27 protein-coding genes are annotated in these 24,866 nt (G+C 68.5%); 19 read left to right on the top strand and 8 right to left on the bottom strand.

Annotated features, from left to right (window positions below; all coding sequences use genetic code 11):
- The first annotated feature begins 41 nt into the window (after positions 1-41).
- The 4 genes from ACYQPG_RS10935 (at position 42) to ACYQPG_RS10920 (ending at position 4,952) form a co-directional block, all read left to right on the top strand.
- Positions 42-1,199, top strand: coding sequence for an ABC transporter substrate-binding protein (locus tag ACYQPG_RS10935; RefSeq protein ID WP_419830018.1), 1,158 nt, complete (start codon positions 42-44; stop codon positions 1,197-1,199).
- A 105-nt stretch (positions 1,200-1,304) separates the two neighbouring features.
- Entirely contained in the window at positions 1,305-2,177 is an 873-nt protein-coding gene (locus ACYQPG_RS10930) for a branched-chain amino acid ABC transporter permease (protein WP_147854574.1), read from the top strand.
- Between the two features lie 5 nt (positions 2,178-2,182).
- Positions 2,183-4,237 (top strand): branched-chain amino acid ABC transporter ATP-binding protein/permease, encoded by a 2,055-nt coding sequence (locus ACYQPG_RS10925; protein ID WP_147908220.1) that lies wholly within the window; start codon positions 2,183-2,185, stop codon positions 4,235-4,237.
- On the top strand, positions 4,230-4,952 hold the full coding sequence (locus ACYQPG_RS10920; protein ID WP_461230921.1) for an ABC transporter ATP-binding protein: 723 nt from the start codon (positions 4,230-4,232) through the stop codon (positions 4,950-4,952). Before ACYQPG_RS10925 ends, ACYQPG_RS10920 begins: the two co-directional genes overlap by 8 nt.
- A gap of 76 nt (positions 4,953-5,028) precedes the next feature.
- Here the strand turns inward: ACYQPG_RS10920 and ACYQPG_RS10915 are convergent, their stop codons facing one another.
- The gene (locus ACYQPG_RS10915; RefSeq protein WP_461230920.1) at positions 5,029-6,069 is read right to left on the bottom strand and encodes an aspartate-semialdehyde dehydrogenase; all 1,041 of its coding nucleotides are present in this window, start codon (positions 6,067-6,069) and stop codon (positions 5,029-5,031) included.
- A gap of 271 nt (positions 6,070-6,340) precedes the next feature.
- On the opposite strand from ACYQPG_RS10915, the gene ACYQPG_RS10910 reads away from it, so the two are divergent.
- Together ACYQPG_RS10910 and ACYQPG_RS10905 are read left to right on the top strand one after the other, a co-directional pair.
- Positions 6,341-7,243: a hypothetical protein gene (locus ACYQPG_RS10910; RefSeq protein WP_419829400.1), complete on the top strand. Its 903-nt coding sequence runs from the start codon at positions 6,341-6,343 to the stop codon at positions 7,241-7,243.
- A gap of 136 nt (positions 7,244-7,379) precedes the next feature.
- Positions 7,380-7,802 (top strand): hypothetical protein, encoded by a 423-nt coding sequence (locus ACYQPG_RS10905; protein ID WP_147939229.1) that lies wholly within the window; start codon positions 7,380-7,382, stop codon positions 7,800-7,802.
- Between the two features lie 264 nt (positions 7,803-8,066).
- Here ACYQPG_RS10905 and ACYQPG_RS10900 read toward each other — a convergent pair whose 3' ends face one another.
- From ACYQPG_RS10900 to ruvA, 7 genes are all read right to left on the bottom strand, one after another.
- Positions 8,067-9,035, bottom strand: a complete 969-nt coding sequence (locus ACYQPG_RS10900) for a hypothetical protein (RefSeq protein WP_147908223.1) — start codon at positions 9,033-9,035, stop codon at positions 8,067-8,069.
- 123 nt (positions 9,036-9,158) lie between these two features.
- Positions 9,159-9,803: an alpha-ketoglutarate-dependent dioxygenase AlkB gene (locus ACYQPG_RS10895; RefSeq protein WP_461230919.1), complete on the bottom strand. Its 645-nt coding sequence runs from the start codon at positions 9,801-9,803 to the stop codon at positions 9,159-9,161.
- On the bottom strand, positions 9,804-10,442 hold the full coding sequence (locus ACYQPG_RS10890; RefSeq protein ID WP_147908225.1) for a 2,3-bisphosphoglycerate-dependent phosphoglycerate mutase: 639 nt from the start codon (positions 10,440-10,442) through the stop codon (positions 9,804-9,806).
- 24 nt (positions 10,443-10,466) lie between these two features.
- The gene (gene dapB, locus ACYQPG_RS10885) at positions 10,467-11,264 is read right to left on the bottom strand and encodes a 4-hydroxy-tetrahydrodipicolinate reductase (protein WP_461230918.1); all 798 of its coding nucleotides are present in this window, start codon (positions 11,262-11,264) and stop codon (positions 10,467-10,469) included.
- Between the two features lie 139 nt (positions 11,265-11,403).
- Positions 11,404-11,901 (bottom strand): bacterioferritin, encoded by a 498-nt coding sequence (gene bfr, locus ACYQPG_RS10880; protein ID WP_147908227.1) that lies wholly within the window; start codon positions 11,899-11,901, stop codon positions 11,404-11,406.
- A 43-nt stretch (positions 11,902-11,944) separates the two neighbouring features.
- Positions 11,945-12,217: a (2Fe-2S)-binding protein gene (locus tag ACYQPG_RS10875; protein WP_147908228.1), complete on the bottom strand. Its 273-nt coding sequence runs from the start codon at positions 12,215-12,217 to the stop codon at positions 11,945-11,947.
- Positions 12,218-12,444: 227 nt separating this feature from the next.
- Positions 12,445-13,062 (bottom strand): Holliday junction branch migration protein RuvA, encoded by a 618-nt coding sequence (gene ruvA / locus ACYQPG_RS10870; RefSeq protein WP_147908229.1) that lies wholly within the window; start codon positions 13,060-13,062, stop codon positions 12,445-12,447.
- 154 nt (positions 13,063-13,216) lie between these two features.
- Here ruvA and ACYQPG_RS10865 point away from each other — a divergent pair, with 154 nt between their 5' ends.
- The 13 genes from ACYQPG_RS10865 to ACYQPG_RS10805 all read left to right on the top strand — a co-directional run bounded on the left by ACYQPG_RS10865 (position 13,217) and on the right by ACYQPG_RS10805 (position 24,698).
- On the top strand, positions 13,217-13,837 hold the full coding sequence (locus ACYQPG_RS10865; protein ID WP_461230917.1) for a YceI family protein: 621 nt from the start codon (positions 13,217-13,219) through the stop codon (positions 13,835-13,837).
- Positions 13,838-14,050: 213 nt separating this feature from the next.
- Positions 14,051-14,422: a hypothetical protein gene (locus ACYQPG_RS10860; protein WP_147939236.1), complete on the top strand. Its 372-nt coding sequence runs from the start codon at positions 14,051-14,053 to the stop codon at positions 14,420-14,422.
- Between the two features lie 177 nt (positions 14,423-14,599).
- Entirely contained in the window at positions 14,600-14,914 is a 315-nt protein-coding gene (gene rplU, locus ACYQPG_RS10855; RefSeq protein WP_147854182.1) for a 50S ribosomal protein L21, read from the top strand.
- Between the two features lie 64 nt (positions 14,915-14,978).
- The gene (rpmA, locus tag ACYQPG_RS10850) at positions 14,979-15,245 is read left to right on the top strand and encodes a 50S ribosomal protein L27 (protein WP_147908232.1); all 267 of its coding nucleotides are present in this window, start codon (positions 14,979-14,981) and stop codon (positions 15,243-15,245) included.
- A 185-nt stretch (positions 15,246-15,430) separates the two neighbouring features.
- A complete protein-coding gene (locus ACYQPG_RS10845; protein WP_461230916.1) occupies positions 15,431-16,036 on the top strand; it encodes a GNAT family N-acetyltransferase in 606 nt (201 codons plus the stop codon).
- Between the two features lie 121 nt (positions 16,037-16,157).
- Positions 16,158-17,192 carry a GTPase ObgE gene (gene obgE / locus ACYQPG_RS10840; RefSeq protein ID WP_147854180.1) on the top strand — a complete coding sequence of 345 codons (1,035 nt, stop codon included), beginning with the start codon at positions 16,158-16,160 and terminating at the stop codon, positions 17,190-17,192.
- A gap of 342 nt (positions 17,193-17,534) precedes the next feature.
- Positions 17,535-18,650: a glutamate 5-kinase gene (gene proB / locus ACYQPG_RS10835; protein ID WP_147908234.1), complete on the top strand. Its 1,116-nt coding sequence runs from the start codon at positions 17,535-17,537 to the stop codon at positions 18,648-18,650.
- Positions 18,651-18,812: 162 nt separating this feature from the next.
- On the top strand, positions 18,813-20,111 hold the full coding sequence (locus tag ACYQPG_RS10830) for a glutamate-5-semialdehyde dehydrogenase (protein ID WP_419829395.1): 1,299 nt from the start codon (positions 18,813-18,815) through the stop codon (positions 20,109-20,111).
- A 34-nt stretch (positions 20,112-20,145) separates the two neighbouring features.
- Positions 20,146-20,820, top strand: a complete 675-nt coding sequence (locus ACYQPG_RS10825; protein WP_461230915.1) for a nicotinate-nucleotide adenylyltransferase — start codon at positions 20,146-20,148, stop codon at positions 20,818-20,820.
- Between the two features lie 96 nt (positions 20,821-20,916).
- Positions 20,917-21,267, top strand: a complete 351-nt coding sequence (gene rsfS / locus ACYQPG_RS10820) for a ribosome silencing factor (protein WP_147908236.1) — start codon at positions 20,917-20,919, stop codon at positions 21,265-21,267.
- A gap of 222 nt (positions 21,268-21,489) precedes the next feature.
- A complete protein-coding gene (rlmH, locus tag ACYQPG_RS10815; protein ID WP_461230914.1) occupies positions 21,490-21,984 on the top strand; it encodes a 23S rRNA (pseudouridine(1915)-N(3))-methyltransferase RlmH in 495 nt (164 codons plus the stop codon).
- Between the two features lie 69 nt (positions 21,985-22,053).
- Positions 22,054-23,358, top strand: coding sequence for a murein hydrolase activator EnvC family protein (locus ACYQPG_RS10810; protein WP_461232452.1), 1,305 nt, complete (start codon positions 22,054-22,056; stop codon positions 23,356-23,358).
- Positions 23,358-24,698, top strand: coding sequence for a S41 family peptidase (locus ACYQPG_RS10805; protein ID WP_147908238.1), 1,341 nt, complete (start codon positions 23,358-23,360; stop codon positions 24,696-24,698). Before ACYQPG_RS10810 ends, ACYQPG_RS10805 begins: the two co-directional genes overlap by 1 nt.
- Positions 24,699-24,866 lie beyond the last annotated feature (168 nt).

Genomic DNA, 24,866 nt, shown 5'->3' with positions numbered 1-24,866 from the left:
CTCTTGTGTCCGCCCTGCTCGGTGCCACCGCGCTCGGGCTGATGCCGGCCCATGCCGCCGACCCGATCAAGATCGGGCTCACCGGTCCCTACACGGGGGGCTCCTCCTCGATGGGCGTCTCGATGCGCGACGGCGCCAAGCTCGCCGCCGCCGAGATCAACAAGAACGGCGGCGTCCTGGGCCGCCAGATCCAGCTGATCGAGCGCGACGACGAGGCCAAGAACGAGGTCGGCGCCCAGGTCGCGCAGGAGCTGATCAACAAGGAGAAGGTCGTCGCCACGGTGGGCTTCATCAACACCGGCGTGGCGCTCGCGGCCCAGCGCTTCTACCAGGAAGCCGAGATCCCGGTGTTCAACAACGTCGCCACCGGCACGGTCATCACCAACCAGTTCAAGGAGCCGGATTACGACGTGAACTACGTCTTCCGGAACTCGGCCTACGACGTGCTGCAGGCCGGCATGATGGTCGATGAGGCCCTGGCGCAGAACTTCAAGAAGATCGCGATCCTGGCGGACTCGACCAATTACGGTCAGCTTGGCCGCGAGGACATCGAGAAGTACCTGGCGACCAAGGGCGTGAAGCCGGTCGCGGTCGAGAAGTTCAACATCAAGGACGTCGACATGACGGCCCAGCTGCTGAAGTCGCAGCAGGCCGGCGCCGACGTGATCCTCGCCTATGGCATCGGCCCGGAGCTGGCTCAGGTCGCCAACGGCATGGCCAAGCTCGGCTGGAAGGTGCCGATCATCGCGTCCTGGCCGGCCTCGATGCAGAGCTTCATCGATATCGCCGGCACCAACGGCAACGGCGTGATCATGCCGCAGACCTTCATCGAGGATAAGACGCTGGCCAAGCGCGCGTCCTTCCTCGACGATTACTACAAGACCTACGGCGTGACGAAGATTCCGACCCCGGTGGCCGGTGCCCAGGGCTACGATTCGGTCTACCTGATCGCGGCGGCGATCAAGCAGGCCGGCTCGACCAACGGCCCGAAGATCCGCGAAGCCCTGGAAGCCCTGAACACAAAGGTCGAAGGGGTGGTGACCACCTACGATCACCCGTTCACCGCCAAGGACCACAACGCGATCTCGCGCAACATGGTCGTGTTCGGCAAAGTCCAGGACGGCAAGATCGTCTACGCCAAGCCGGACGACGCCAAGAACGCCGGCGTCGTCCGCGTCAAGGAAAAGTCCTCGAACTGACGCGCGCGGACCCGTGCCCTTCGGCATGGGTCCAGACGACGGGCAGCTGAGCCTGCACGGCCGGCTGCCCGCCTGCCCCGTGACGCCTGGGACGGCTTCGACACCATGACCATCTTCCTTCAGCTCGTCGCCTCGGGCGTCGCGGTCGGCATGATCTACGCCGCCATCGCGTTCGGCTACCAGCTCACCTTCGCCACCTCCAAGACCCTGAATTTCGGCCAGGGCGAGGCTCTGGCGTTGGGCGCGCTGTTCGGCCTGACGCTGGCGCCGTTCACCGGCTACTGGCTGATGATCCCGCTGGTGCTGGTCTTCGGCTTCGCCCTCGGCGCCGTGGTCGAGCGGCTCGCCGTCCGTCCGGCGATCAAGATCAAGTCCGAGTACGGGTGGATCATGGCCACCATCGCTCTCGGCATCATATTCCGGAACCTCGCCGAGAACATCTGGGGGCGGGACGATCTGAAGTTCCCCTCACCGCTGCCCGACGCGGCGGTGGAGGTCGGTGGCGTCCGCGTCCTGCCGATGGAGATGCTGATCGTGGCCGGCGCACTGCTGATGATGCTCTGCGTCGAGATCTTCAATCGCAAGTCGATCTGGGGGAAGGCGGTCGTGGCCACGTCCAACGACATCGACGCCGCCGGCCTGATGGGCATCAACACCAAGCGGATCATCACCCTGTCCTACTCGATCAGCGCCATGACGGCGGCCTTTGCGGGCGTGCTCGTGGCCCCGGTGACGCTCACCGGCGCCACCATGGGCGCGGTGCTGGCCCTGAAGGCGTTCGCGGTGGCGATCATCGGCGGGCTGGAATCCGGCCTCGGCGTGATCGTCGGCGGCCTGATCCTCGGCGTCGCGGAGACGCTGACCGGCTTCTACATCTCGACCGGCTACAAGGACGTGCCGGGCCTGATCCTCCTCCTCGTTGTGCTCTCGATCCGCCCGGTCGGCCTGTTCGGCAAGGCCGTGATCAAGAAGGTCTGACATCTATGGCGCAATCCGCCCTCGCGCCCGCCGCCGCCGGTCACGCGCCGGCCCCGAACGCCCGCGGCCTCGGCCTCGTCGGCGCCGTGCTGCTAGTCGTCGCCCTCGTGGCGTTCCCGCTGGTGGTGACGAGCACCTATTACATCCACCTGCTGACCGTGATCGCGATCTACGCGATCCTGATCCTCGGCCTCGATATCGTGGTCGGCTATACCGGCCAGGTCTCGCTCGGCCATGCCGGCCTGTTCGGTATCGGAGCCTACGCGGCCGCGACGCTGTTCCTGCACTTCAAGATCGGCATCTGGCTCGGGCTTGTCGCGGGCGTCGGCGTAACGGCGGCCTTCGGGGTCCTGCTGGCGGTTCCGGCGCTGCGGGTGACCGGGCCGTATCTCGCGATGGTCACGCTGGCCTTCGGCACGATCATCCAGATCTTCATCAACGAGCTGACGCCAATCACCAACGGCCCGCTCGGCATCACCCTGCCACCGGCCCGGGTGCTCGATTTCTCGCTGATCGGCATGCAGGCCCCCTGGGGGGCGGCCGGCCGGAAGCTCGAATTCTACTATCTCGTCTGCGCCGCGCTGCTGCTCACGATCCTGGTGGTGAACCGGGTGGTGCGCTCGCCCTTCGGCCGGGCCTTCGAGGCGCTGCGCGACTCGCCGATCGCCTGCGACTGCATGGGCGTCAGCGTCTACCGCTACAAGGTCTACGCCTTCGTGGTCTCGGCAGCGCTGGCCGGCCTCGCCGGAGCCCTGTTCGCCTGGTCCGAGCGCTACGTCGCGCCGAACTCCTACGGGTTCGAGCTGACGGTGCTGTTCCTGCTGGCCGTCACCATGGGGGGCCGCAAGTCACGCTCGGGCCCGCTGATCGGCTCCGCGATCATCGTGATGATGCCCAACATCCTGGCCGATATCGAGCTGGTCCGGATCATGGCCGGGATCATCGCGGCAGCCGCAATCATCGTCGGCGCACTTGCCTTCATCCGCAAGCAGCCGAACCGCTACGCCATCCTGGTACCGGTGGTGCTGTGCGTGCTGTTCCTGCCGGCGACCCTGGCGCTGCAATCGGTAACCGATTTCCGCCTGACGGTCTTCGGCCTGATGATCCTGTTCGTGGTCTACTACCTGCCGGACGGCATCGTCGGCTTCCTGCGCCAGACGATCCCGGCCCTGCGCCCGGCCCACACGGCCGAAGGGCGCGACCTCGCGGCCAGCGGTGCGGCGCTGATCGCCCAGCGCGGCGATGCGGGCGGGGACGCGCTGCTCAAGGTCGAGCAGGTCCTGATGCAGTTCGGCGGCCTGAAGGCGCTCGCCGGGATCGACCTCACCGTGAAGCCCGGCACGATCCACGGCCTGATCGGGCCGAACGGTTCGGGCAAGAGCACGATGATGAACGTGCTCACCGGCATCTACAAACCCACGGCCGGCTCGGTGACGCTGGCGGTGGCGGGCGGCCGGCGCATCGACGGGCGCACGCCCTCCGAGATCGCCCTGTCTGGTGTCGCCCGCACCTTCCAGAACGTGCAACTCTTCCATGAGATGACCGCGCTGGAGAACGTGCTGGTCGGCCTGCACCACACCTTCCGGGGCACGATCTTCGACGCGATCCTCGGCACGCCCCGCCGTCGGCGCGAGGAGCGCGAGGCCCGGGCCCGCGCCATGTCGATCCTCGACTTCATGGGCTTGAGCGCCCTCGCCCAGGAGGAGGCGCGCAACTTGCCCTACGGCAAGCAGCGCCTCCTCGAGATCGGCCGCGCGCTGGCCCTAGACCCCGTGCTCCTGCTGCTCGACGAGCCGGCTGCCGGCCTCACCGCGCCCGACATCGCGGACTTGGTGGCGATCATTCGCAAGATCCGCGACGCCGGCATCACGGTGATCCTGATCGAGCACCACATGGATGTCGTCATGGGGCTGTGCGACCGGGTCAGCGTCCTGGATTTCGGCCACAAGATCGCCGAGGGCGGTGCGCGCGAAGTGCAGCAGGATCCCAAGGTGATCGAGGCCTATCTCGGCGCCCCCGACGACATGGGCGGCAGCAGCCCGGAGCACGCCCATGCTTGAGGTCTCCGATCTTCACGCCGGCTATGGCCAGAACGAGGTCCTGCACGGCCTCACCTTCCGGGTGCCGAAGGGCCAGGTGGTGACGCTGATCGGCTCCAACGGCGCCGGCAAGACCACCACCATGCGGGCGCTCTCGGGCATGATACGGCCGCGTGCCGGCACCATCCGGCTCAACGGTCGCGAGATCGGCGGCCTCGACAGCCACGACGTCGCCCGCGAAGGCCTCGCGCATTCGCCGGAGGGCCGCCGGGTGTTCCCGACGCTGTCGGTCGAGGACAACCTGACGCTTGGCGCCTTCCCGCGGCTGACCGGATCCCGTCCGAAGGGCGATGTGGCGGCCGACCGCGAGCGGGCGTTCACTCTGTTCCCGCGCTTGAAGGAGCGGCGCACCCAGCTCGCCGGCACCCTGTCGGGGGGCGAGCAGCAGATGCTGGCCATGGGCCGGGCATTGATGCTGCGCCCGGAGATCCTCCTGCTGGACGAGCCGTCCATGGGTCTGGCGCCCAAGCTGGTGGAGGAGGTGTTCCGCATCATCCGCCAGCTCAAGGAGGAGCGTGTGACGATGCTGCTGGTCGAACAGTTCGCCATGGCGGCGCTCGGCGTCGCCGACCACGCCTACGTGCTGGAGAACGGACGCATCCGGTTCCAGGGGCCGGCCGCGCAGCTCAAGAGCGATCCGGCGGTGCGCGCGGCCTATCTCGGCGGCGGTCATTGAGCCAGACAGCCACCTAAAACGACGACGGCCGTGATCGTTTCCGATCACGGCCGTCCGGCTGGCTTGTCGGGCCGGCTTACATCGACTTGGGCTTGGCCCGGGTGAGCAGCTTGCGGTTCACCAGAACCTCGGCGATCTGCACCGTGTTGAGGGCGGCACCCTTGCGCAGATTGTCGGACACGCACCAGAAGTTCAGGCCGTTCTCGATGGTCGCGTCCTCGCGGATGCGCGAGATGTAGGTCGCATCCTCGCCGGCCGCCTCGTGCGGGGTCATGTAGCCGCCGTTCTCGCGCTTATCGACCACAAGCACACCGGGGGCGGAGCGCAGGATCTCCGTGGCCCGCTCGGCCGAGAGCGGACGCTCGAACTCGACGTTCACCGCCTCGGCATGGCCGATGAACACCGGCACGCGCACGGCGGTCGCCGTCAGCTTGATCTTCGGGTCGAGCATCTTCTTGGTCTCGGCGACCATCTTCCACTCTTCCTTCGTGTAGCCATCCTCCATGAACACGTCGATGTGGGGGATGACGTTGAAGGCGATCCGCTTGGTGAACTTGCCGCCTTCCTTGATGTCGCCGGCGGTGAAGACAGCGCGGGTCTGGTTGAACAGCTCGTCCATCGCCTCCTTGCCGGCGCCCGAAACCGACTGATAGGTCGAGACCACCACCCGCTTGATCGTGGCAGCCTCGTGCAGGGGCTTGAGGGCGACGACCAGCTGGGCGGTCGAGCAGTTCGGGTTGGCGATGATGTTGCGCTTGGTGAAGCCCACGACCGCGTCGGCATTCACCTCCGGCACGATCAGCGGCACATCCGCGTCGTAGCGGAACGCCGACGAGTTATCGATTACCACGCAGCCCTGCTCGCCGATGCGGGGCGACCACTCCTTGGAGGTCTCGCCGCCCGCCGACATCAGGCAGATGTCCGTGTCGGAGAAATCGTAGGTGTCGAGGGCTTTGACCTTGAGCGTTTTGTCGCCGAAGGAGACTTCCTGACCCTGGCTGCGGCGCGAGGCCAGCGCCACGACCTCGTCGGCGGGGAAGGCCCGCTCGGCCAGGATATCCAGCATCTCACGGCCCACGTTGCCCGTGGCGCCTACGATGGCGACCTTGTAACCCATCTCTCGTCTCCGCGCGGAAAGCCCCGGCTGATCCGGGTGCCGCGCTCCTGCCAGCAAAATCGGCCGAAGGATCGTTCGCGCCGAAGGGGCACCCGCCGAACGGGCACGGCCGCGAACACCCACGAGGTGGGTGCGGCAGCCGCGTCGAGCAAGGCGCCGATGGCGCGGGGCTGTCAAGACTAGCGACCGCGGTGCAAGGATCGATTCACCCTGTGGCGGGAATGCCGGGCATGACACCCGCTTGGAGGGTGGTGATCAACCTCGTGCAGCGATGATCGGGGGCGGCCGAGACTTCCGGCCGAGCCTTTCGGCCAAGATCCTGCGGCCGTCCGCACGGGGCATCATGCACGCCGACGATCCGAGCCGAGATAGGGAGCGCTCGCCCGAAGAGCCCGAAGGCCGCCGCAAGCTCTCGCTGGCCGGTTTGGGCCTGCGCCTTGTCGTGGCCTCGGCGATGATCGCTACACTCTACCTCTATGCGCGGCCGGCAACACCCGTGTCTCCGGACGCCGTGGTCGCGGTCCGGCCCGAAGCACCCTTCGTGCCGTCGACCCCCGCCGCGAAGGTTCCCACCGTGGCGGCGCCCGCCCGTTTCGGGCTTGCGGAACCCGGGATCGATCCGGTCCGGATCACCCCCGGCCGGATCGACCCCTCAACCGGCCTTCGCGAGGATGCGCTGACGCGCGGCGCGTTCGAAGCCCTCGAAGCCCCGGCGCTCCGGGTTACGCTGATCCGCGGCGCCGCCGCCCGGGCGGCAACGGGTCTGTTCATCCTGATGGCCCGGCGTGCCGCGGGCGGCCCGGCCACCGACGGGCCGGCGCTGGCGGTGGTCCGGACCGGCCCGGGCGGCCGGATCGTCACCAAGTTCGGTGTGGTGGAAACGCTGGAGGTGACGCTCGGAGGGCCGACACGCCGGACCTGCACCGGCTTCGTCACGCGCGACCGAGCGTTCCGGCTCGACGGCTGGCTCTGTGCACCGCTCGGTCATCCCCCCGAAACACGCGCCCTGGGCTGCATGATCGACGCGCTCAGCCTCGACGATCCGGCGGATCCCGATGCGACCGCGGCTTTCATGGCGCCGCGCCCCGACCGCGGCTGCAGCGTGGCGACGATGGCCGACGCCTCCGATCCGACCGGTTCGCTCGGCCATCGGCGGTCGCACACGAAAAAATGAGGCCATAATACGGCAAATCGAAGAAGCTCGGCCATTTTGGCGGAACCACAGCCCCACTCAAGCGTCGTTCTATCAAAGGCGGCGAACTGTTAAGCTTCGGTCGCCATACTGGTGGCACTCACAGACAAGGTTGGCCATGCGCTCGCTTAAGATCGCTCTTCTCGGCGTCATCGCCGCCACCGGCTTCGGCGCCCTGGCGTCTGCGCCCGCCCAGGCCCAGGAGGGTTTCGGTCCGGGTCGCGTCTATAGTGTCAGCCGTCCGCTTCCGATCCGCGTTCGCCCGCGCAGCTGGCTCGACGCCGGCAACGTGCCTCTGACCTCGAACGTTCCGGGCGCCGGCGGTTCGCGCAACCCGGCCCTCAACCCCTACCTGATCGCCGCCTCGAACCAGCTGAACCCGGCCTTCGGCCCGAATGACCGCTTCGGCCGTGGTATCCTGCCGGATCCGATCACCAACGGCCCGTTCATCGGCGCGCGCTCCTCGGCCATCCGCAACGTCGACCTTTCGTTCGTCGACCGTCTGGACCCGACTTCGCCGCTGTACGGCCGCCCCTACTAAGCCAAGCGTCATTTTCGGAATATTTGAAGCGCGGGCCTTCGGGTCCGCGTTTTCTTTTGTGGGTCGCCCATCCCCGCGGTCGGGCATGCCCCGACACCGGCTTCGACGGCATCGTCCGTGCAGCCGCACGACCTCCGAAGCCGTCCGTCGAGACACGTGACGTGCTGACCGTAGTACGCGGGGTTCGAACACCAGGGTGGGCGAGCGCGGCGTATTCCCGACACTGTCCACCCCGAACGCAAAACGCCGAGGGGACAGCGCGGATTACTTCAACTGCACGCTGTCGACGACGGAGCGGAACTTGGCGAGCACGCCGGTCCGCTGATCCTCCCGGACCACGCCCAAGGCACGCAAATAGCCGTCCGGATTGAAGCGGATCGTCTGCGAAACGACCACAGGCACGTTGGTGGGCATGTCGACGGCCCGGGCCACGATCTCGTGCCAGTCGACCCCATTCGAACGGTAGCTCTGTGCGCGCTCGATCACGAAGTCCTTCATGGTTTGGTTCGAGGCCAGGGCCGCCCTGGCGAAGGCGTCGCGCTGCTCGGCGGTGGGCGGCTGCTGGACTGCCTGGGCTAAGACCAGGATCGGCTGTTCGAGGTTCTGCATCTGGTCCTTCGGACCCGCGGTGAGCAGGACCGAATTGCCCGCCATCACGCGCACCGGTCGGAACCCGGCCATGTCACCGATGCGGAAGGGCAGCGCGTCGACCTGCTGGGTCAGGGTCAGGGCCGGGCGCAGGGTGACGCCGGTCACCAGCTTGCGCATCGTCTCTTCGGTTTCCGCATCCGGAAGCGCCTGCGCGATGATCAGGCCGGTCACGGAGGGCGTACCGACCACGAGGATCCACTTGCGGATCGCGGGCGCGGTGGCGTTCGGATCGGCGGGCTGCTCGCCGGTGTAGAGCATGCCTTCGTTGTCGCCGATCTTGACCTCTTCGCGCTTCTCCACCGCGAAACCCTGGCTGAGCAGGTTCGCGTCGGTGAAGCCGCTCACGAGTTCCGCGAAGGCGTTCGGCGGCAGTTCCACCACCGACACGGTAGCGCCGCCCTCCTTGCGCTCGAAGCCCGAGAAGCGCCGCGACAGCGACATGTCGGCCGGCGGCTCGAAGCCGAAACGGGAGCCCGGCGGGAAGACCGGTTCGGCGGCCTGCGTCACGGAGCCGTATCCGGCCAGCAGGACGGCCAGGGACAGAACCCGTCCGAGACGCAGCGTCAGGTTACCCACCAGCATCGGAAACCGGTTCTCCTCAAGCCAAAGCCCACATGGGCTCGCCTTGTGCGATGGGTCCGACGGCGGGCAGCCAGTGTCAAGCGCCTGCGGGATCAGGAGATCGGGAGATCCGCTGCCGCGCCGTCACGCCGTCGGCGTGCTGACCCGGCGCAGCGTCAGGTTGCAGCGGCCGCCGGCCGGCAGGAAGCGCGGCAGCGGGTTCTCGGCGAGCAGGCCGTCGTCAGGGTAGAGCCGGTCGATTCCGTGGTGGATCAGGCGCGAGGCGCCGCCGATGACCAGGGCGTCGCCGGGACGCAGACGCACCGAGCGTGTCGGGTCCGAGCGCCGGAGACCGCCGTAGCGGAACAGGGCCTCCGCCCCCAGGGACAGGGACAGAACCGGGGCGGAGAAGTCGGCCTCGTCGCGGTCCTGGTGCAGGCCCATGCGAGCGCCCGGTCCGTAGAGATTGATCAGGCAGGCTTCCGGCAACGCCGGGAAGCCGGAGAGCGCTTCCCAGGCGGCTAGGGCGATCGGCGGGATCGCCGGCCACGGCGCGCAAGTTCCGGGATGGGTCGGCTGGTACCGGTAGCCCTGCCGGTCGGACACCCAGCCGAGAGGGCCGGCATTCGACATCCGGACGGAGAACGGTTTCCCGGTCCGCGGCATGGACGGGGTGAAGGGCGGCGCAGCTGACAGGACGGCATCAACCTCGGCGGCGAGGCGCGTGCGGGCCGCCAGGTCCAGCAAGTCCGCGTGAAGAATCAGCCCGGGCGCGAGCTCAGTCGCCAATCAGCCACCCGCCGCGACGTCGCGGGTCAAGATCTCCTTGGAGGCCACCGCGGTGTCGGCGCCGAGCTGGTAGATCAGCGGCTCGCCGGTCCTGATCTCCAGGCTGGCGATGGTGTCCGGCCCCAGATGGTCGAGGACCATCACCAGAGACCGCAGGGAATTGCCGTGGGCTGCGACCAGGACCCGCTGGCCGGCCATCACCCGTGGCAGGATCGTCTCGATGTAGTAGGGCAGCACCCGGGCCGCGGTATCCTTGAGACTCTCGCCCCCGGGCGGCCGAACATCGTAGGAGCGCCGCCAGAGGTGGACCTGCGCCTCACCCCACTTGGCGATGGCATCGTCCTTGTTGAGGCCGGCCAGGTCCCCGTAATCACGCTCGTTCAGCGCTTGCGCGCGTACGATTTCGATGTCCGAAACACCCATCGCCTCCAGCATCAGTGCGCAGGTGCGCTGTGCCCGGACGAGTCCGGAGGTGAAGGCGACATCGAATCCGTAGCCTGCGCGCCGGAGCGCCCCTCCCGCGGCCTGCGCCTCGGCGACGCCGCGCTCGGTCAGCCCGGGATCGCGCCAACCGGTGAACAGGTTCTTGAGGTTCCATTCGCTCTGGCCGTGGCGAGCGAGGACGAGCAGGCGCTCCATCGGACGGTCGTATTCCCTGATGGTCTAAAGCCCGAGCACGTCCGCCATGGAGTAGAGACCCGGCGGCTTCGGATGCGCCCAGAGGGCGGCCCTCACGGCGCCGGCGGCGAACAACCCGCGGTCGGCGGCGTGGTGGCTGATGGTCAGGCTCTCGCCGGCCCCGGCGAAGATTACGCTGTGGTCGCCGACCACGGATCCGCCCCGCAACGTGGCGAAGCCGATATCGCCCGGCCTGCGGGCGCCCGTATGCCCGTCCCGGGTCGAGACCCGCACGTCCTTGAGCTCGACGCCCCGCCCCTCGGCGGCAGCCTCACCCAGGAGCAAAGCCGTGCCGGAGGGCGCATCCACCTTCATCCGGTGGTGCATCTCGGTGATCTCGATATCGAACTCGTCGCCCAGCGTCTTGGCGACCCTGCGGACCAGTTCGGCCATCAGGTTGATGCCGAGCGACATGTTGCCGGAGCGCACGAGGCGGGCATGGTAGGCGGCAGCCTGCAGCTTCCCGAGGTCGTCGTCGGACAGGCCGGTCGTCCCGATCACGTGGACGATGCGCGCCTGGGCGGCCAGTTCGGCGAACTGCACGGTGGCGGCCGGGGCCGTGAAGTCCAGCACGCCGTCGGCGGTTGCGAACGCGGTCAACGGGTCGTCGGTCACCGGCACGTCGAGGGGCGGGAGGCCGGCGAGCACCCCGGCATCCTGCCCGAGGACCGACGAACCCGCGCGCTCGATCGCCGCCGCCAGGGTACACCCCTCGGCCTCGGACACCGCGCGGATCAGCATCCGCCCCATGCGCCCGTCTGCGCCGACCACCACGAGCCGCATCTGTCGTTCCTATCGTCGTTCCGTCTCGGACGACCCTGGCCGATGCCGGGCGCCCCATCAATGGGCCCGACCTCGGCGAAGGGCCGTCGGGTTCCCGCGTCGCCGCTTCGAGGAGCGCGACCTGGGAACCCGGGCCGGCTCAGGCCTTCTCGGGGGCGATCGCCTCAAGGCCGCCAATATGCTTCTGGGCGTAGAGCGGCAGGCCGATCTGCTTGATCAGCTCGAGTTGGGTCTCAAGGAAATCGATATGGCCTTCCTCGTCCGTGGCCAGATCCTCGAACAGGTTCTTCGAGACGCGCTCGTTGATCGATTCGCAGTACTGCGCGGCCTCGAGATAGAGGCTGCGGGCGCCGTTCTCGGCAGCCAGGTCGCACTCGATGATCTCCTGCACGGTCTGGCCGATGCGGAGCGGCTCCAGCTCCTGCAGGTTCGGGAATCCGTCGAGGAACAGGATCCGGTCTACGAACCGGTCGGCGTGGTTCATCTCCTCGATCGATTCCTTGCGCCAGAACTTGGCCAGATCGATATAGCCCCAGTCATTGAGCATCCGGAAATGCAGCCAGTACTGGCTGACCGCAGTCAGCTCGCTCTTCAGGCCGCGATTCAGGTACTCGATGACCTTGGTGTCGCCCTTCATGCCCCCGTACTCCTTACAGCTCTTTTGGCGGGGGGCTTAGGCGTTACGCCGTGATTCCGTCCTCCGCAGTTTGGAATAAGACCAAACTGCAAGCGTTAGCGCAAGTCGTCGAGCATTCATGGCTGCCCTGATCGGCTGCCGCTTCTCCCAGCGCGCTGCGCATGATCTCCCGAATGGTCCGGGCGCAGCGCCCGCATTTCGGGCTGCAGCCGAGGCAGGCGTAGACCTGCGCCGGGGTGCGGGGACAACCTGGGCCGGGTGACAGGCAGCTGCGAACGGCGCCATCGGACAGGACGTTGCAAGAACAGACGATCATGCGCGCTGCAGAACCCGTCTTCCTAGGGCCTGACCCGACCGTGTCGGACAAGGCGTTTCGGACCTACCAGATTAGAACGACTGAAAAGTAGAAGCTTTTTCAATAGTTTACTGGTCGCCGAGGGAGATGGCACCCAAGGCGGCCTCGGTCAAGACGGTGCAACTCTCAGCGCTTCGAGCGAATCGTCCCCATCCGATCGACCAGCCGGCGGCCCGAACCGGCCGGCGTCAGCGCGCGAGTTCGCGCAGCCCGAGCCGAATCAAAACCTTCGCCTCGGCGCCCTCCCCGGCCCCCTTCAGGACCGACGCGATGGCCGAGGCCGCCTGCACCTGTGGATAGCCGAGATTGACCAGCGCCGAGATCGCGTCGGCCACCGGTCTGGGCGCGGCGCCGTCCTCGACCGCGCCGGTCAGGGCGACCAGGGCGGGGTCGATCGGTGCGAAGGTGGGCGCCTTATCCTTCAATTCGGCGGTCAGACGGGCGGCGAGCCGCGGCCCGACTCCGGGCGCTCGGCTGATCGTGCCCTTGTCGCCTGTGGCGATGGCGTTCGCCAGGGCATCGGGTTCCAGGACAGAGAGGATCGCCAGGGCGACCCGGGAGCCGACGCCCTGGACGGTCTGAAGCAGCCGGAACCACTCCCGCTCGGCATCCGAGCGGAATCCGTAGAGCCGGATCATGTCCTCGCGGACATACGTTTCGATCGACAGGTCCGCCGGCTCGCCGACCTTCGGCATGCGCTGGAGCGTCCGCGCCGAGCAATGCGCGATGTAGCCGACGCCGGAGACGTCGAGGATGACGAAATCCTCGCCGAACGAATCCACCACGCCCCTGAGCTTGCCGATCATTCTGTGCCCGTCCGCTGCCGTCGCGATGCCTATAGAAGCCGGGGCGCGTCCGCCAGACGCGCTTGAGCCCGTGGGCACTTCGTGGAATCAGGGGCGCCGTGACGGCCAGGCTTGAGGACGACCGAGATCCGGCCGGACGAGCGGGGAAACGACCATGCGCGCGCCCATTCTCGCCCTGATCGGTCTTCTGTGCCTCGGCCCCGCCCAGGCCGCAGACGATCCGGCCGCCACGACGCCGAGCAAGGACCCGACCCAGGTCCGGCCGGGCGCCTACGTCCTGGATCCGGATCACGGCAAGGTCACATGGTCGGTGAGCCATCTCGGCTACTCGACCTATTACGGCCAGTTCACCGGCCTGACCGGCACACTCACGCTCGACCCGAAGGCACCCGACAAGAGCCGCCTGGAGGTCAGCGTGCCGCTCAGCGGGGTCAGCACGGGCAGCACTCGCCTGAACGAGAATTTGGCGGCAGCCGATTTCTTCGACACGACCAGGTTCCCGAGTGCCACCTTCACGGCCACCACCGTGGAGCCGACGAGCCCGACCACCGCGCGGATCACCGGCGACCTGACCCTGCGCGGCGTCACCCGGCCGCTGGCGATCGACGCCACGTTCAATCAGGCGGGCATCCACCCGGTGGACAAGCGCTACACCGTCGGCTTCGACGGACGCGCGATGGTGAAGCGCTCGGATTTCGGCGTGAACGCCTACCTGCCGGCCCTCGGCGACGAGGTTTCGCTGCGCATCGAGGGTGAGTTCAAGGCGGCTCAATGACCTGCGGGAAGGATCGTGGCCGCAGGAAGGATCGGAGACACGGAAAGCAACGTCGGCCCGGCGCGTCGGCGCGATCGGACCGGCTCGACGTTGGCGCAGGCGGCCCCACCGGTTAAAGGCAGCCCAGGTCGCGCCCTCGCCGCGGACAGGTCGCCGGATGCGTCCGGGCCTGTCGCGGACGGCGCGCCGATCGCTGCCATGGAGATCTGAGCGTTGCGCGGAGCTTGGCTGATTTCGGTTCTGGTGCTGGCGGGTCCGGCCCGCGCGCAAGCGCCGGCGGTGCCTCCTGCGTCCACCCCGCTCGACAATTATGCCGAGGCGGCGGCCACGACCATTATCGCCGAGCAGGCCTGTCCGGGCATCCAGGTGAAGGCCGGGCAGCTCACGACCCTGCGGCTCGCGACCAAGGTCGCCGCGGCGCAGGAAGCCATCCTGCAGGAGAAACTGCGGACCCGGGCCACGCAGGTCCGGCAGCAACTCGCCGCGGACGGGCGAGAGGCGTGGTGCACGCAGGCGCTGGCCGCGTTCGGCCCCCAGGGTAGCGTCGCCAAGGGCATTCTCGCGACCGGCGCGCTAATCCGCTGATCCCGTCCAGGATTGACACGGAGCCACCCCGCCCCTACTGACCCGGCATGGCGCGCGGCCTCCTCGACGAGGTCCGCGCGTTTCGCGTTGTCCGGGTCCGCCCGTGCAATGACTTCAAACAAGAAGCCGGTCCAGGGGCAGCCGCCCCGGAGGCCGTTCGAGAACACGAGAGCAACGATGTTCGCAGTCATCAAGACGGGCGGCAAGCAGTACCGCGTCGCCGCCAACGACACCATCACCATCGCCACCCTGCCTGGCGAAGCCGGTGAAACCGTGACCTTCGGTGAGGTCCTCCTGTTCGCTGACGGTGCGGGCGCGACGCAAGTCGGTGCGCCGACCCTGTCGGGCATCAGCGTCACGGGCGAGATCGTGAGCCACGGTCGCGACAAGAAGGTCATCGCCTTCAAGAAGCGCCGCCGCCAGAACTCGCGCCGCAAGCGCGGTCACCGCCAGCACCACACCGTGGTGCGTATCACCGCCATCTCCGCGTGATCGAGCGCGGGCCTCCGGCGAGGCCCGCGATCCGCGCGACCCACACGCATTCGGAGCAGATCCCATGGCACACAAGAAAGCAGGCGGCTCGTCCCGCAACGGCCGCGACTCGGCCGGCCGTCGTCTCGGCGTCAAGAAGTTCGGCTCGGAAGCCGTGATTCCGGGCAACATCATCGTGCGCCAGCGCGGCACGAAATGGCATCCCGGCAGCAATGTCGGCATGGGCAAGGACCACACGCTGTTCGCGCTGGTCCCGGGCCATGTCCGCTTCGAGACGCGCCGGGGGCGCGAGTTCGTAGCCGTAACCCCGCTGGCCCAGGCCGCGGAATAACAGGCGGGCGCCCGAGCGGCGAAGCTGGCGTCCCGCCCGGTGTCCCACACCGGACCGGAGACGTCGATGCCGAGCCCCTGACGGGACGGATCGGACGGAACACCGGGGAGGATGGGGCACCATCCTCCCCTTCGTCGTCTTGAGGCGGTGCCCTGGAACCGGGAACGCCGCCCTGCGAGGGCACGATGTTCCCCGATCTCACCCGCGACGACGTTTTCCGGATCGAGACGCGCAGGCTCTGGCTGCGCTGGCCGACCGCCAAGGACAGGGACGCGGTCCTGACGCTGGCGGGCGACCGCTCCGTGGCCGAGATGACCGCCCGGATCCCGCATCCGCTCGACCGGCACGCCGTCGATGCGTTCCTGCTCGAGACACGGGTCGCCAACACCGCCGGCCGCGGCCTGACGCTGGCGCTGACCGAGCGATCGGCCCCGGCCAAGCTGATCGGCCTGGTCGGGATCTCGGGTGGCGGTACGCCGGCGCATCTGGGCTATTGGCTCGGCCGGCCCTGGTGGGGCAACGGCCTGATGGGCGAGGCCGCGCGGGCCCTGGTCCATGCCTATTTCGCCTATGCGGGCGGGGACCGGATCGTAGCTTCGGCGCTGCCGGCGAACCCGGCCTCCCGGCGTGTCTTGGAGAAGGTCGGTTTCCGGGTGACCGGGCGTGGCCCGCGCGCCTGCCCGGCCCGTGGCGGCGACCGGGAGGTCGACCTGTTCGGCCTCGACCGCAACGACTGGGTGGCCCATGTGGATGCTTCCGATTCCCCAGCGGAATTCGCAGCGGCGTCCTGAATCACAGCGTTCCGGCCTCCCCGAATGGAGGGGCCGGGCGCGGCGTCGAACAGTCCGACGCACCCACTCTATGCCTCGACGACTCCCGGGTTGCCGAGGCTAGCCAGCGACGAGATGCACCGTGAAATTCCTCGACGAAGCCAAGGTCTATGTCCGCTCCGGTGACGGCGGTCCCGGCTGCGTCTCGTTCCGGCGGGAGAAGTTCATCGAGTTCGGCGGCCCGAACGGCGGCGACGGCGGCCGGGGCGGCGACGTCTGGGTCGAGTGCGTCGAGGGGCTCAACACCCTGATCGACTACCGCTACCAGCAGCACTTCAAGGCCAAGAAGGGCGAGCACGGCATGGGCTCGAACTGCCACGGCGCCAATGGCTCCGATGTGGTTCTGAAGGTCCCGGCCGGCACGCAGATCTTCGCCGAGGACGGCGAGATCCTGATCGCGGACCTCACCGAGGTCGGCCAGAAGATCCGGCTCGCAAAGGGCGGGAACGGTGGCTTCGGCAACGCCTACTTCACCACCTCCACGAACCGCGCGCCCAAGCACGCCAATCCAGGCCTCGAGGGCCAGGAGATGTGGATCTGGCTGCGGCTCAAGCTGATCGCCGATGCCGGCCTCGTCGGCCTGCCCAACGCCGGCAAGTCGACCTTCCTGGCGAGCGTCACCGCGGCCAAGCCGAAGATCGCCGATTATCCGTTCACCACGCTGCATCCGGGCCTGGGCGTCGTCCGCTCGGACAACCGCGAATTCGTGCTCGCCGACATTCCGGGCCTGATCGAGGGCGCCCACGAAGGCGTCGGGCTCGGCGACAAGTTCCTCGCCCATGTCGAGCGCTGTCGCGTGCTCCTGCACCTGGTCGACGGCACCACCGAGCATGCCGGCAAGACCTACAAGCTGGTCCGCGGCGAGATCGAGGCCTATGGCAATGGCCTGGCCGACAAGCCCGAGATCGTGGCGCTTTCGAAGGCCGACGCCCTCGATGCGGAGACGCTCAAGAGTCAGGTCGCCAAGCTGAAGCGCGCTGCCGGCCGGGCGCCGCTGGTCCTGTCTTCGGCCAGCCGCAAGGGCGTCCCGGAGGCGCTTCGGGCCATCCAGACCGAGATCGATGCGCGCATGGCTGAGGAGGCGAATGCCCGGCCCGTCGTCGCTTGGGAGCCGTGAGTGACGGGGCGGCACGCGCGCGTTCGTGGCGTACCGGCACCTTCGACGACGGGGAGCGGCTCGGTTAGCCCCCAGGGCCGACTCGGACCGGGCAGATGCGCGAATCCCTGATCTTTGCCTACGCTTGCCGATCGGCACGGAACGCCGTTCGATAGGCCCGTGATCGACGCGCTGCCGGGCCGCCGTCTCAACGTTCGATGAGGCGCAGTCCAGCGTAGCGCGCAAGCTGAGCATGCCGGATGTGCCCGCGGTCGTGACATACTCGCGGTCGCGTCCCAGCCGCTGTTCATTCGCAAAAACATCGTCCAAACCGCATCCCGTGCCTCGTCTCTGCGAAGAATTATGATCCCGGCCCTCGAAGAATTCCGCCGCGTCGTCATCAAGGTCGGGTCGGCTCTGCTGGTTGATCGCAATGCCGGCCGGCTGCGCCATGCCTGGTTGGCGGCTCTGGCCGAGGACATCGCGGAGTTGCATGCGCGCGGCGTCGACGTGCTGGTCGTCTCCTCGGGCAGCATTGCGCTCGGTCGGACGGTGCTGGGCCTGCCGCCGGGGATCCTGCGGCTGGAGGAGAGCCAGGGCGCAGCCTCCGTGGGGCAGATCACCCTCGCCAGGCACTGGGCCGAGGCGCTCGGGCATCACGGCATCGTGGCGGGCCAGATCCTGGTGACCCCGCAGGACACCGAGGAGCGACGCCGCTACCTCAACGCCCGGGCCACCGTACTGAAGCTCCTGGAGATGCGCGCCGTCCCGGTGGTCAACGAGAACGACACGGTGGCGACCTCCGAGATCCGCTACGGCGACAACGACCGGCTGGCCGCCCGGGTCGCCACGATGATCGACGCCGACGTGCTGGTCCTGTTCTCGGACATCGACGGCCTCTACACCGCGCCGCCCCTGTCGGATCCCGATGCGCGGCACCTGCCCGTGGTCGAGCGCATCACCCCGGAGATCGAGGCGATGGCCGGCGGCCCGGCCTCGGAGCTGTCCCGGGGCGGCATGCGCACGAAGGTCGAGGCGGCCAAGATCGCGGCCTCAGGGGGCACCCACCTGGTCATCGCGGACGGACGGGGCAAGAACCCCCTGAAGGCGGTGCGGGAGGGCGCGCGCTGCACGTGGTTCCTATCCGGCTCCACCCCGACCGCGGCACGCAAGACGTGGATCGCCGGCTCCCTGGAGCCGCGCGGGACGCTGACCATCGATGCCGGGGCCGCCAAGGCGCTGCTCGGCGGGGCCAGCCTGCTGCCGGTGGGCGTCCGGGCGATCGAGGGCAGTTTCTCCCGGGGCGACGCGGTGCTGATCCGGGATCCGGACGGGCGCGTTCTGGGCCGCGGCCTCGTGGCCTACGACAGCGCCGAGGCGGCGCTGATCATCGGCCATCCGAGTGCGCGCATACCGGATTTGCTCAACTATCCCGGCCGCGCCTGGATGGTGCACCGCGATGATCTGGCTCTGTTTTGAATTGAACTGACTCAGATCAATTATTCGCGTGCGGTCGATGGTGTGAACTCTGTCACGATTGCCGTGCCGACACACTTGTAGGCCCATCGCCCGATGTGCAAATACGACCCTCTCCCCCTGTCGGGCCGGTTTTCGCGGCCCTCGAACACTGAGGACGCCAGCGTGCCCGTCCTGAACTTGAGATCGGATTTCGCCGAGGCTGAGGCGCTGCCGGAGCAGATGGCGGCGATCGGTCGGCGGGCGCGCGTCGCCGGCCGGCGCATGGCGCTCGCCTCGGCCCAGACCAAGGACAGGGCTCTCCGGCTGATCGCCGAGCGCCTGCGGGCCAACGCTGCGGAGATCCTGCGGGAGAACGCCCGCGATGTCGCCGCCGCCCGCCAGGCCGGCCAGAGCCCGGCCCTGATCGACCGGCTCGCCCTCGATGCCGCCCGCGTCGCGGCGATTGCGGATTCCGTCGACAAGGTCGGCTCCCTGGCCGATCCGGTCGGGCGCCAGCTCGCCGCGATCGAGCGGCCGAACGGCCTGCTGATCGAGCGCATCGCGGTGCCGCTCGGCGTGATCGGCGTGATCTTCGAGAGCCGCCCCAACGTCACCGCGGATGCCGGCGCGCTCTGCCTCAAGGCCGGCAACGCCGCGATCCTGCGCGCCGGCTCCGACAGCCATCGCAGCGCCATGGCCATCGCCAAGGCGATGAGCGAAGGCCTTACCGAGGCCGGCCTGCCGGCCGACGCGATCCAGCTGGTCCCGACCCGGGACCGCGCCGCAGTCGGGCTGATGCTCGGCGGCCTCGACGGCTGCATCGACGTGATCGTGCCCCGGGGCGGGCGCGGCCTCGTGGAGCGCGTCCAGGCCGAGGCGCGGGTGCCGGTCTTCGCGCATCTCGACGGCGTCAACCACGTCTACGTCGCGGCCGGGGCGGATCTCGACATGGCACTGGCCGTGGTGCTCAACAGCAAGATGCGCCGGACCAGCGTCTGCGGCGCGGCTGAAACGCTGCTGGTCGATCGGGCCTGTGCGGCGACCCACCTCGCGCCCCTCATCCGCACCCTGCTCGATGTCGGTTGCGCGGTGCGCGGGGATGCCGAGGTTCAAACGGCGGATTCCCGGGTGACGGCGGTCTCGGAGGATGACTGGCACACCGAGTATCTCGACGCGATCATCGCGGCCCGCGTGGTCGATGGGATCGACGCGGCGATCGAGCATATCGAGACCTACGGCTCGCATCACACCGACGCGATCATCACAGGTGACCGCGCCGAGGCCACGCGCTTTTTGGCGGAGGTCGATTCGGCGATCGTCACCCACAACGCTTCGACCCAGTTCGCCGACGGCGGCGAATTCGGCTTCGGGTCCGAGATTGGCATCGCCACCGGTCGGATGCATGCCCGCGGCCCGGTGGGCGTGGAGCAGCTGACCACGTTCAAGTACCGGGTCCACGGCAGCGGCCAGATCCGCCCGTGATCCCGTTCGAGGCGTTCGCCCCAGAAGACCCGGCGTGCGGCTGACCCTGCCGCCGAGCGCGCCCGGTATGCGGATCGGCCTCTACGGCGGATCCTTCAATCCCGCCCATAACGGACACCGCCACGTCACCGTGACGGCGTTGCGGCGCCTCGGGCTGGACCGGGTCTGGTGGTTGGTCAGCCCGGGCAACCCGCTCAAGAGCCGGATCGCCCTGCCATCCGTGGAGGCACGCTGCGCGCAGGCCCGCGATATCGCCCGGCACCCGCGCATCGCGGTGACCGGGATCGAGGCGGCCCTCGGCGTACGATTCACGGTCCAGACCCTGCGCCACCTCACCCGGCGCTGCCGCGGTGTGCACTTCGTCTGGATCATGGGCGCGGATTCGCTCGCCACCTTCCACCGCTGGAAGGGCTTTGCGGAGATCGCGCGGCTCGTCCCCATCGCGATCATCGACCGGCCGGGCTACACCATGACGCCTCTGAGCGCCCGGGCGGCCCATCGTCTGGCGCAGGCCCGGGTGCCGGAGGCGGCGGCGCACACCCTGCCGGTGCGCCCGCCGCCGGCCTGGACGTTCCTCCACGGACCCCGATCGCCCCTGTCGTCGACCGAGATCCGCAATGGCCGCGGGGGGACTCGGGGACCTCCGTACCCGACGCAGTTGCAATCGCCGCACGTTACCGCCAATTTCATACCGGTTCGCGTGCCCTGAGAGGGCTGCGCGGCAACACGAGGAATCAGGACGCTGCCCGAGACTATTCGCACGGAGACCATCCGCACCAATGCCCCCGTTCCGGAAGAGCCCGGGATGGCGCGCTCGGACGACCTGAAGGCGCTCGCCCTCTCGTGCCTCGACGAGATGAAGGCCGAGGAGACCATCGCGATCGACCTGGCGGGAAAGACCTCTCTCGCCGACACGATGATCATCGCGTCCGGCCGGTCGCAGCGCCATGTCGGCTCGATTGCCGACAAGTTCATCCAGGAAATGAAGAATCGCGGCTACGGCAACGCCCGGGTCGAGGGCATGCCGGCCTGCGACTGGGTGCTGATCGACGCCGGCGACGTGCTCGTGCACATCTTCCGTCCCGAGGTGCGCGGCTTCTACAATCTGGAGAAGATGTGGGGCGCCGACCGCCCGCTGGGTCTGGCAGCGGATTAATTTCAGGGGGGCTGACGCTCGTCAAAACCGTCTCCGTCATTCCGGGACCGCGCAGCAAAGCGCGGAAGCCGGAGCCGCCGAGGAGCCGGACGCGATCGTCCCGCATGGCCCCATTGGTTTGGTGATTCTCAATTCCGCGCTCTCGCCCGCGGCGAGCCCCGGAACGAGGTGTCATCGGGCCAACATTTCCTTGACAGCCGACACAACAAGAGATCCCGCCCCGTGCGCCTCGTCCTGGCAGCGATCGGCCGTCTGAAGACCGGACCGGAGCGAGAGCTCGCGTCCCGGTATCGCGACCGTGCCGCCCAGCTCGGCCGCGGCCTCGGCTTCCCCGCCTGCGACGGCGTCGAGATCGTGGAATCCCGGGCCCGCCGGGCTCCGGACCGCTGCGCCGAGGAGGCGTCCGCCCTGCTCGCCCACCTGCCGCCCGGCGGAGTGCTGGTGGCCTACGACGAGCGCGGCCGCTCGGACGTCGCCAGCGAAGCCCTGGCCGAGCGGATCGCCGGATGGCGCGACACCGCCCGGCCGGCCCTGATGGTGGCGATCGGCGGGCCGGACGGCCTCGATGCCTCAATTCGGACGAAGGCGGAGCTGATCCTGTCCTTCGGGGCCGCCACCCTGCCCCACGGACTCGTGCGCGTGCTCGCCCTGGAACAGATCTATCGCAGCCTGACCATTCTGGCGGGTCACCCGTATCACCGCGGCGAGCCGGGCTAGGGCGCCGTGCGGATCGATGATGGTGCCAAGAGCGGTGTCCTCCAGCGGTCGGCCCTGCGCGCCGCCCTGATGCTCGCCCTGGCCTGCGTGGCGGTCCCGTCGCGGGCCCAGGAGCCAGCCACGACCGCGGAATCCGAAAAGATCCAGCGTACCAACGAGGAGCGCGACCGGCGGGCCGAGAATCTCAAGCGCGTTCAGGATGCGCTCGCCGCCAGCGCGGGCCAGCGCACGCAGTTCGAGAGCGAGATCGCCGCCATCGGCTCGGACCGTGCCAAGCTCGACAGCGCCCTTTTGGACGCCGGACGCCAGGCGCAGGCGACCGAGGACCGGCTGAGCCGCCTTGAGGACCGCCTGAAGGCGATGACCGAGAGCGAGGCCGCGATCCGCCGGTCCCTGCACGCCCGCCGCGGCATCGTCGCCGAGATCCTGGCCGCGCTCCAGCGGATGGGCCGCCGCCCGCCGCCGGCCGTCCTGGTGAGCCCGGAGGACGTGCTGGCGGTCATCCGCACGTCGATGCTGCTCGGCGCCGTGGTGCCGGAGCTGCGCGGGGAGGTCGACACCCTGGCCGCCGACCTTGCCGAGATGATCCGCCTGCGCGGCCTGATCGCGCAGGACAAGGAGGGGCTGGCCAACGATCTCGCCGGCTGGGCTCGGGAACAGCAGCGCCTGCAGGCTCTGCTCACCGCCCGGCGCGCCCGGCAGGCGGAGGTCGAGGGCGGCCTGACCGCGGAGCGCAAGCGCGCGGTCGAACTCGGCGCCCAGGCGAAATCCCTCAAGGACCTGCTCGACCGCACGGAGGCCGAGGTCGCGGCGACCCGGCGCTCTGCCGACGAGGCCAAGGCGGCCGCCGAGCGCGAGGCCCGGGTGACGCAGGAACGTTTCGCCGCGGCCGGGGTCCGGGATCCGGCGCGCCTGGCTCCGAAGGTGCGTTTCGCGGAGGCGCGGGGCGAAGTGCCGCGGCCGGTGAGCGGGCGGCTGGCGCGGGGCTTCAACCAGCCCGATGGCAACGGCGGGATCACCCGGGGCGTCTCCTTCACGACGCGGCCGAAGGCGCTGGTCGCCTCCCCGGCCGACGGATGGATCAAGTTCGCGGGGCCGTTCCGGTCCTATGGGCGTCTCTTGATCATCGATGCGGGCGACGGCTACTATCTTCTGCTGGCGGGGATGGATCAGATTAGCGTAGAGGTCGGTCAGTTCGTTCTCGCGGGTGAACCGGTGGGCAGCATGGGCGAGGGCGGCGCGGGCCCGTCGGGGTCCGAAGGCGATCCATCGCTGTACGTCGAGTTCAAGAAGGACGGCGGCTCCGTCGATCCGGAGCCGTGGTGGGCGAAGAGCCCCAGTGACAAGATACTTGGCGAGAAGGTTCGCGGCTGATGCGCAAGACGTCCCTGATCATGCTCGGCGCCTTCCTGGGTGCCGGCACCTCCATGGTGGCGACCCAGACCGACTTCCTGTCGGGACCGCGGGCCGTGGCCGCTTCCGCCGAGACCTATCGCCAGCTGAGCCTGTTCGGCGACGTCTTTGAGAAGGTCCGCACCGACTACGTCGAGAAGCCCGACGAGTCGAAGATGATCGAGGCGGCCGTCAACGGCATGCTGACCTCCCTCGATCCGCATTCGAGCTACATGGACGCCAAGGCGTTCCGTGACATGCAGACCACCACCCGCGGCGAGTTCGGCGGGCTGGGCATCGAGGTCACGATGGAGGACGGCCTGATCAAGGTCGTCACCCCGATCGACGACACTCCCGCCGCCAAGGCGGGCCTGCTGGCCAACGACATCATCACCCAGATCGACGACGACCAGGTCCAGGGCCTGACCCTGAACCAGGCGGTCGACAAGATGCGCGGTCCGGTGAACTCGGCCGTGAAGCTCAAGATCTCCCGCAAGGAGTCGAAGGACCCGATCGACGTCACGCTCACGCGCGACGTGATCAAGATCAAGCCGGTGCGCTCCAAGGTGGAGGGCGGCGACGTCGCCTACATCCGCCTGACCCAGTTCAACGAGCAGACCTTCGACGGTATGCGCGCGGCGATCGAGAAGCTCTCCGGCGAGATCGGGGCCGACAAGCTCAAGGGCTACGTGGTCGACCTGCGCAACAACCCGGGTGGCCTGCTCGACCAGGCCGTGATGGTCTCGGACGGCTTCCTCGATCGTGGTGAGATCGTCTCCACCCGTGGCCGTAACCCGGACGAGACCCAGCGGTTCTCGGCCAAGGCCGGCGACCTGACCAAGGGCAAGCCCGTGGTCGTTCTGGTCAACGGCGGCTCGGCCTCGGCATCCGAGATCGTGGCCGGCGCCCTGCAGGATCACAAGCGCGCGACCATCATGGGCACGCGCTCCTTCGGCAAGGGCTCGGTGCAGTCGATCATCCCGCTCGGCGGCTCCGGCGCGCTGCGGCTGACCACGGCGCGTTATTACACGCCCTCGGGCCGCTCGATCCAGGCAAAGGGTATCGAGCCCGACATCGAGGTGCTGCAGGACGTGCCCGACGAGCTGAAGGGCAAGGACGAGACCAAGGGTGAGGCCGGTCTGAAGGGCCACCTGAAGCAGAAGGATACCGACGAGCGCGGCGGCTCCTCCGCCTACATCCCGCCGGATCCCGCCAAGGACAAGCAGCTCCTGTCGGCCATCGACTTCCTGCACGGTATCCAGAAGGGCGCCGCCAACAGCGGCACCCCCGCCCAGCAGCAGAAGCCCAGCCTGCCGAACTGATTTCTTTCCACCCACCGAAAATAAATCACCCCGTCCGGCAGGCCTGCTGGGCGGGGTTTTTCGTTCCAAACAGCGATGTTAGCAAAAGATTAACCATACCGACCGGCAATACGTGATGGGATACGCGCCGCTGCTATCGGGCGTGGGACGCGATTCCGTATCGAGTGC

It is taken from the genome of Methylobacterium sp. CM6246 (assembly GCF_054818005.1).
The sequence above is the reverse complement of the archived record's forward strand: the minus strand, read 5'-3'. Positions and strand labels throughout refer to the sequence as shown.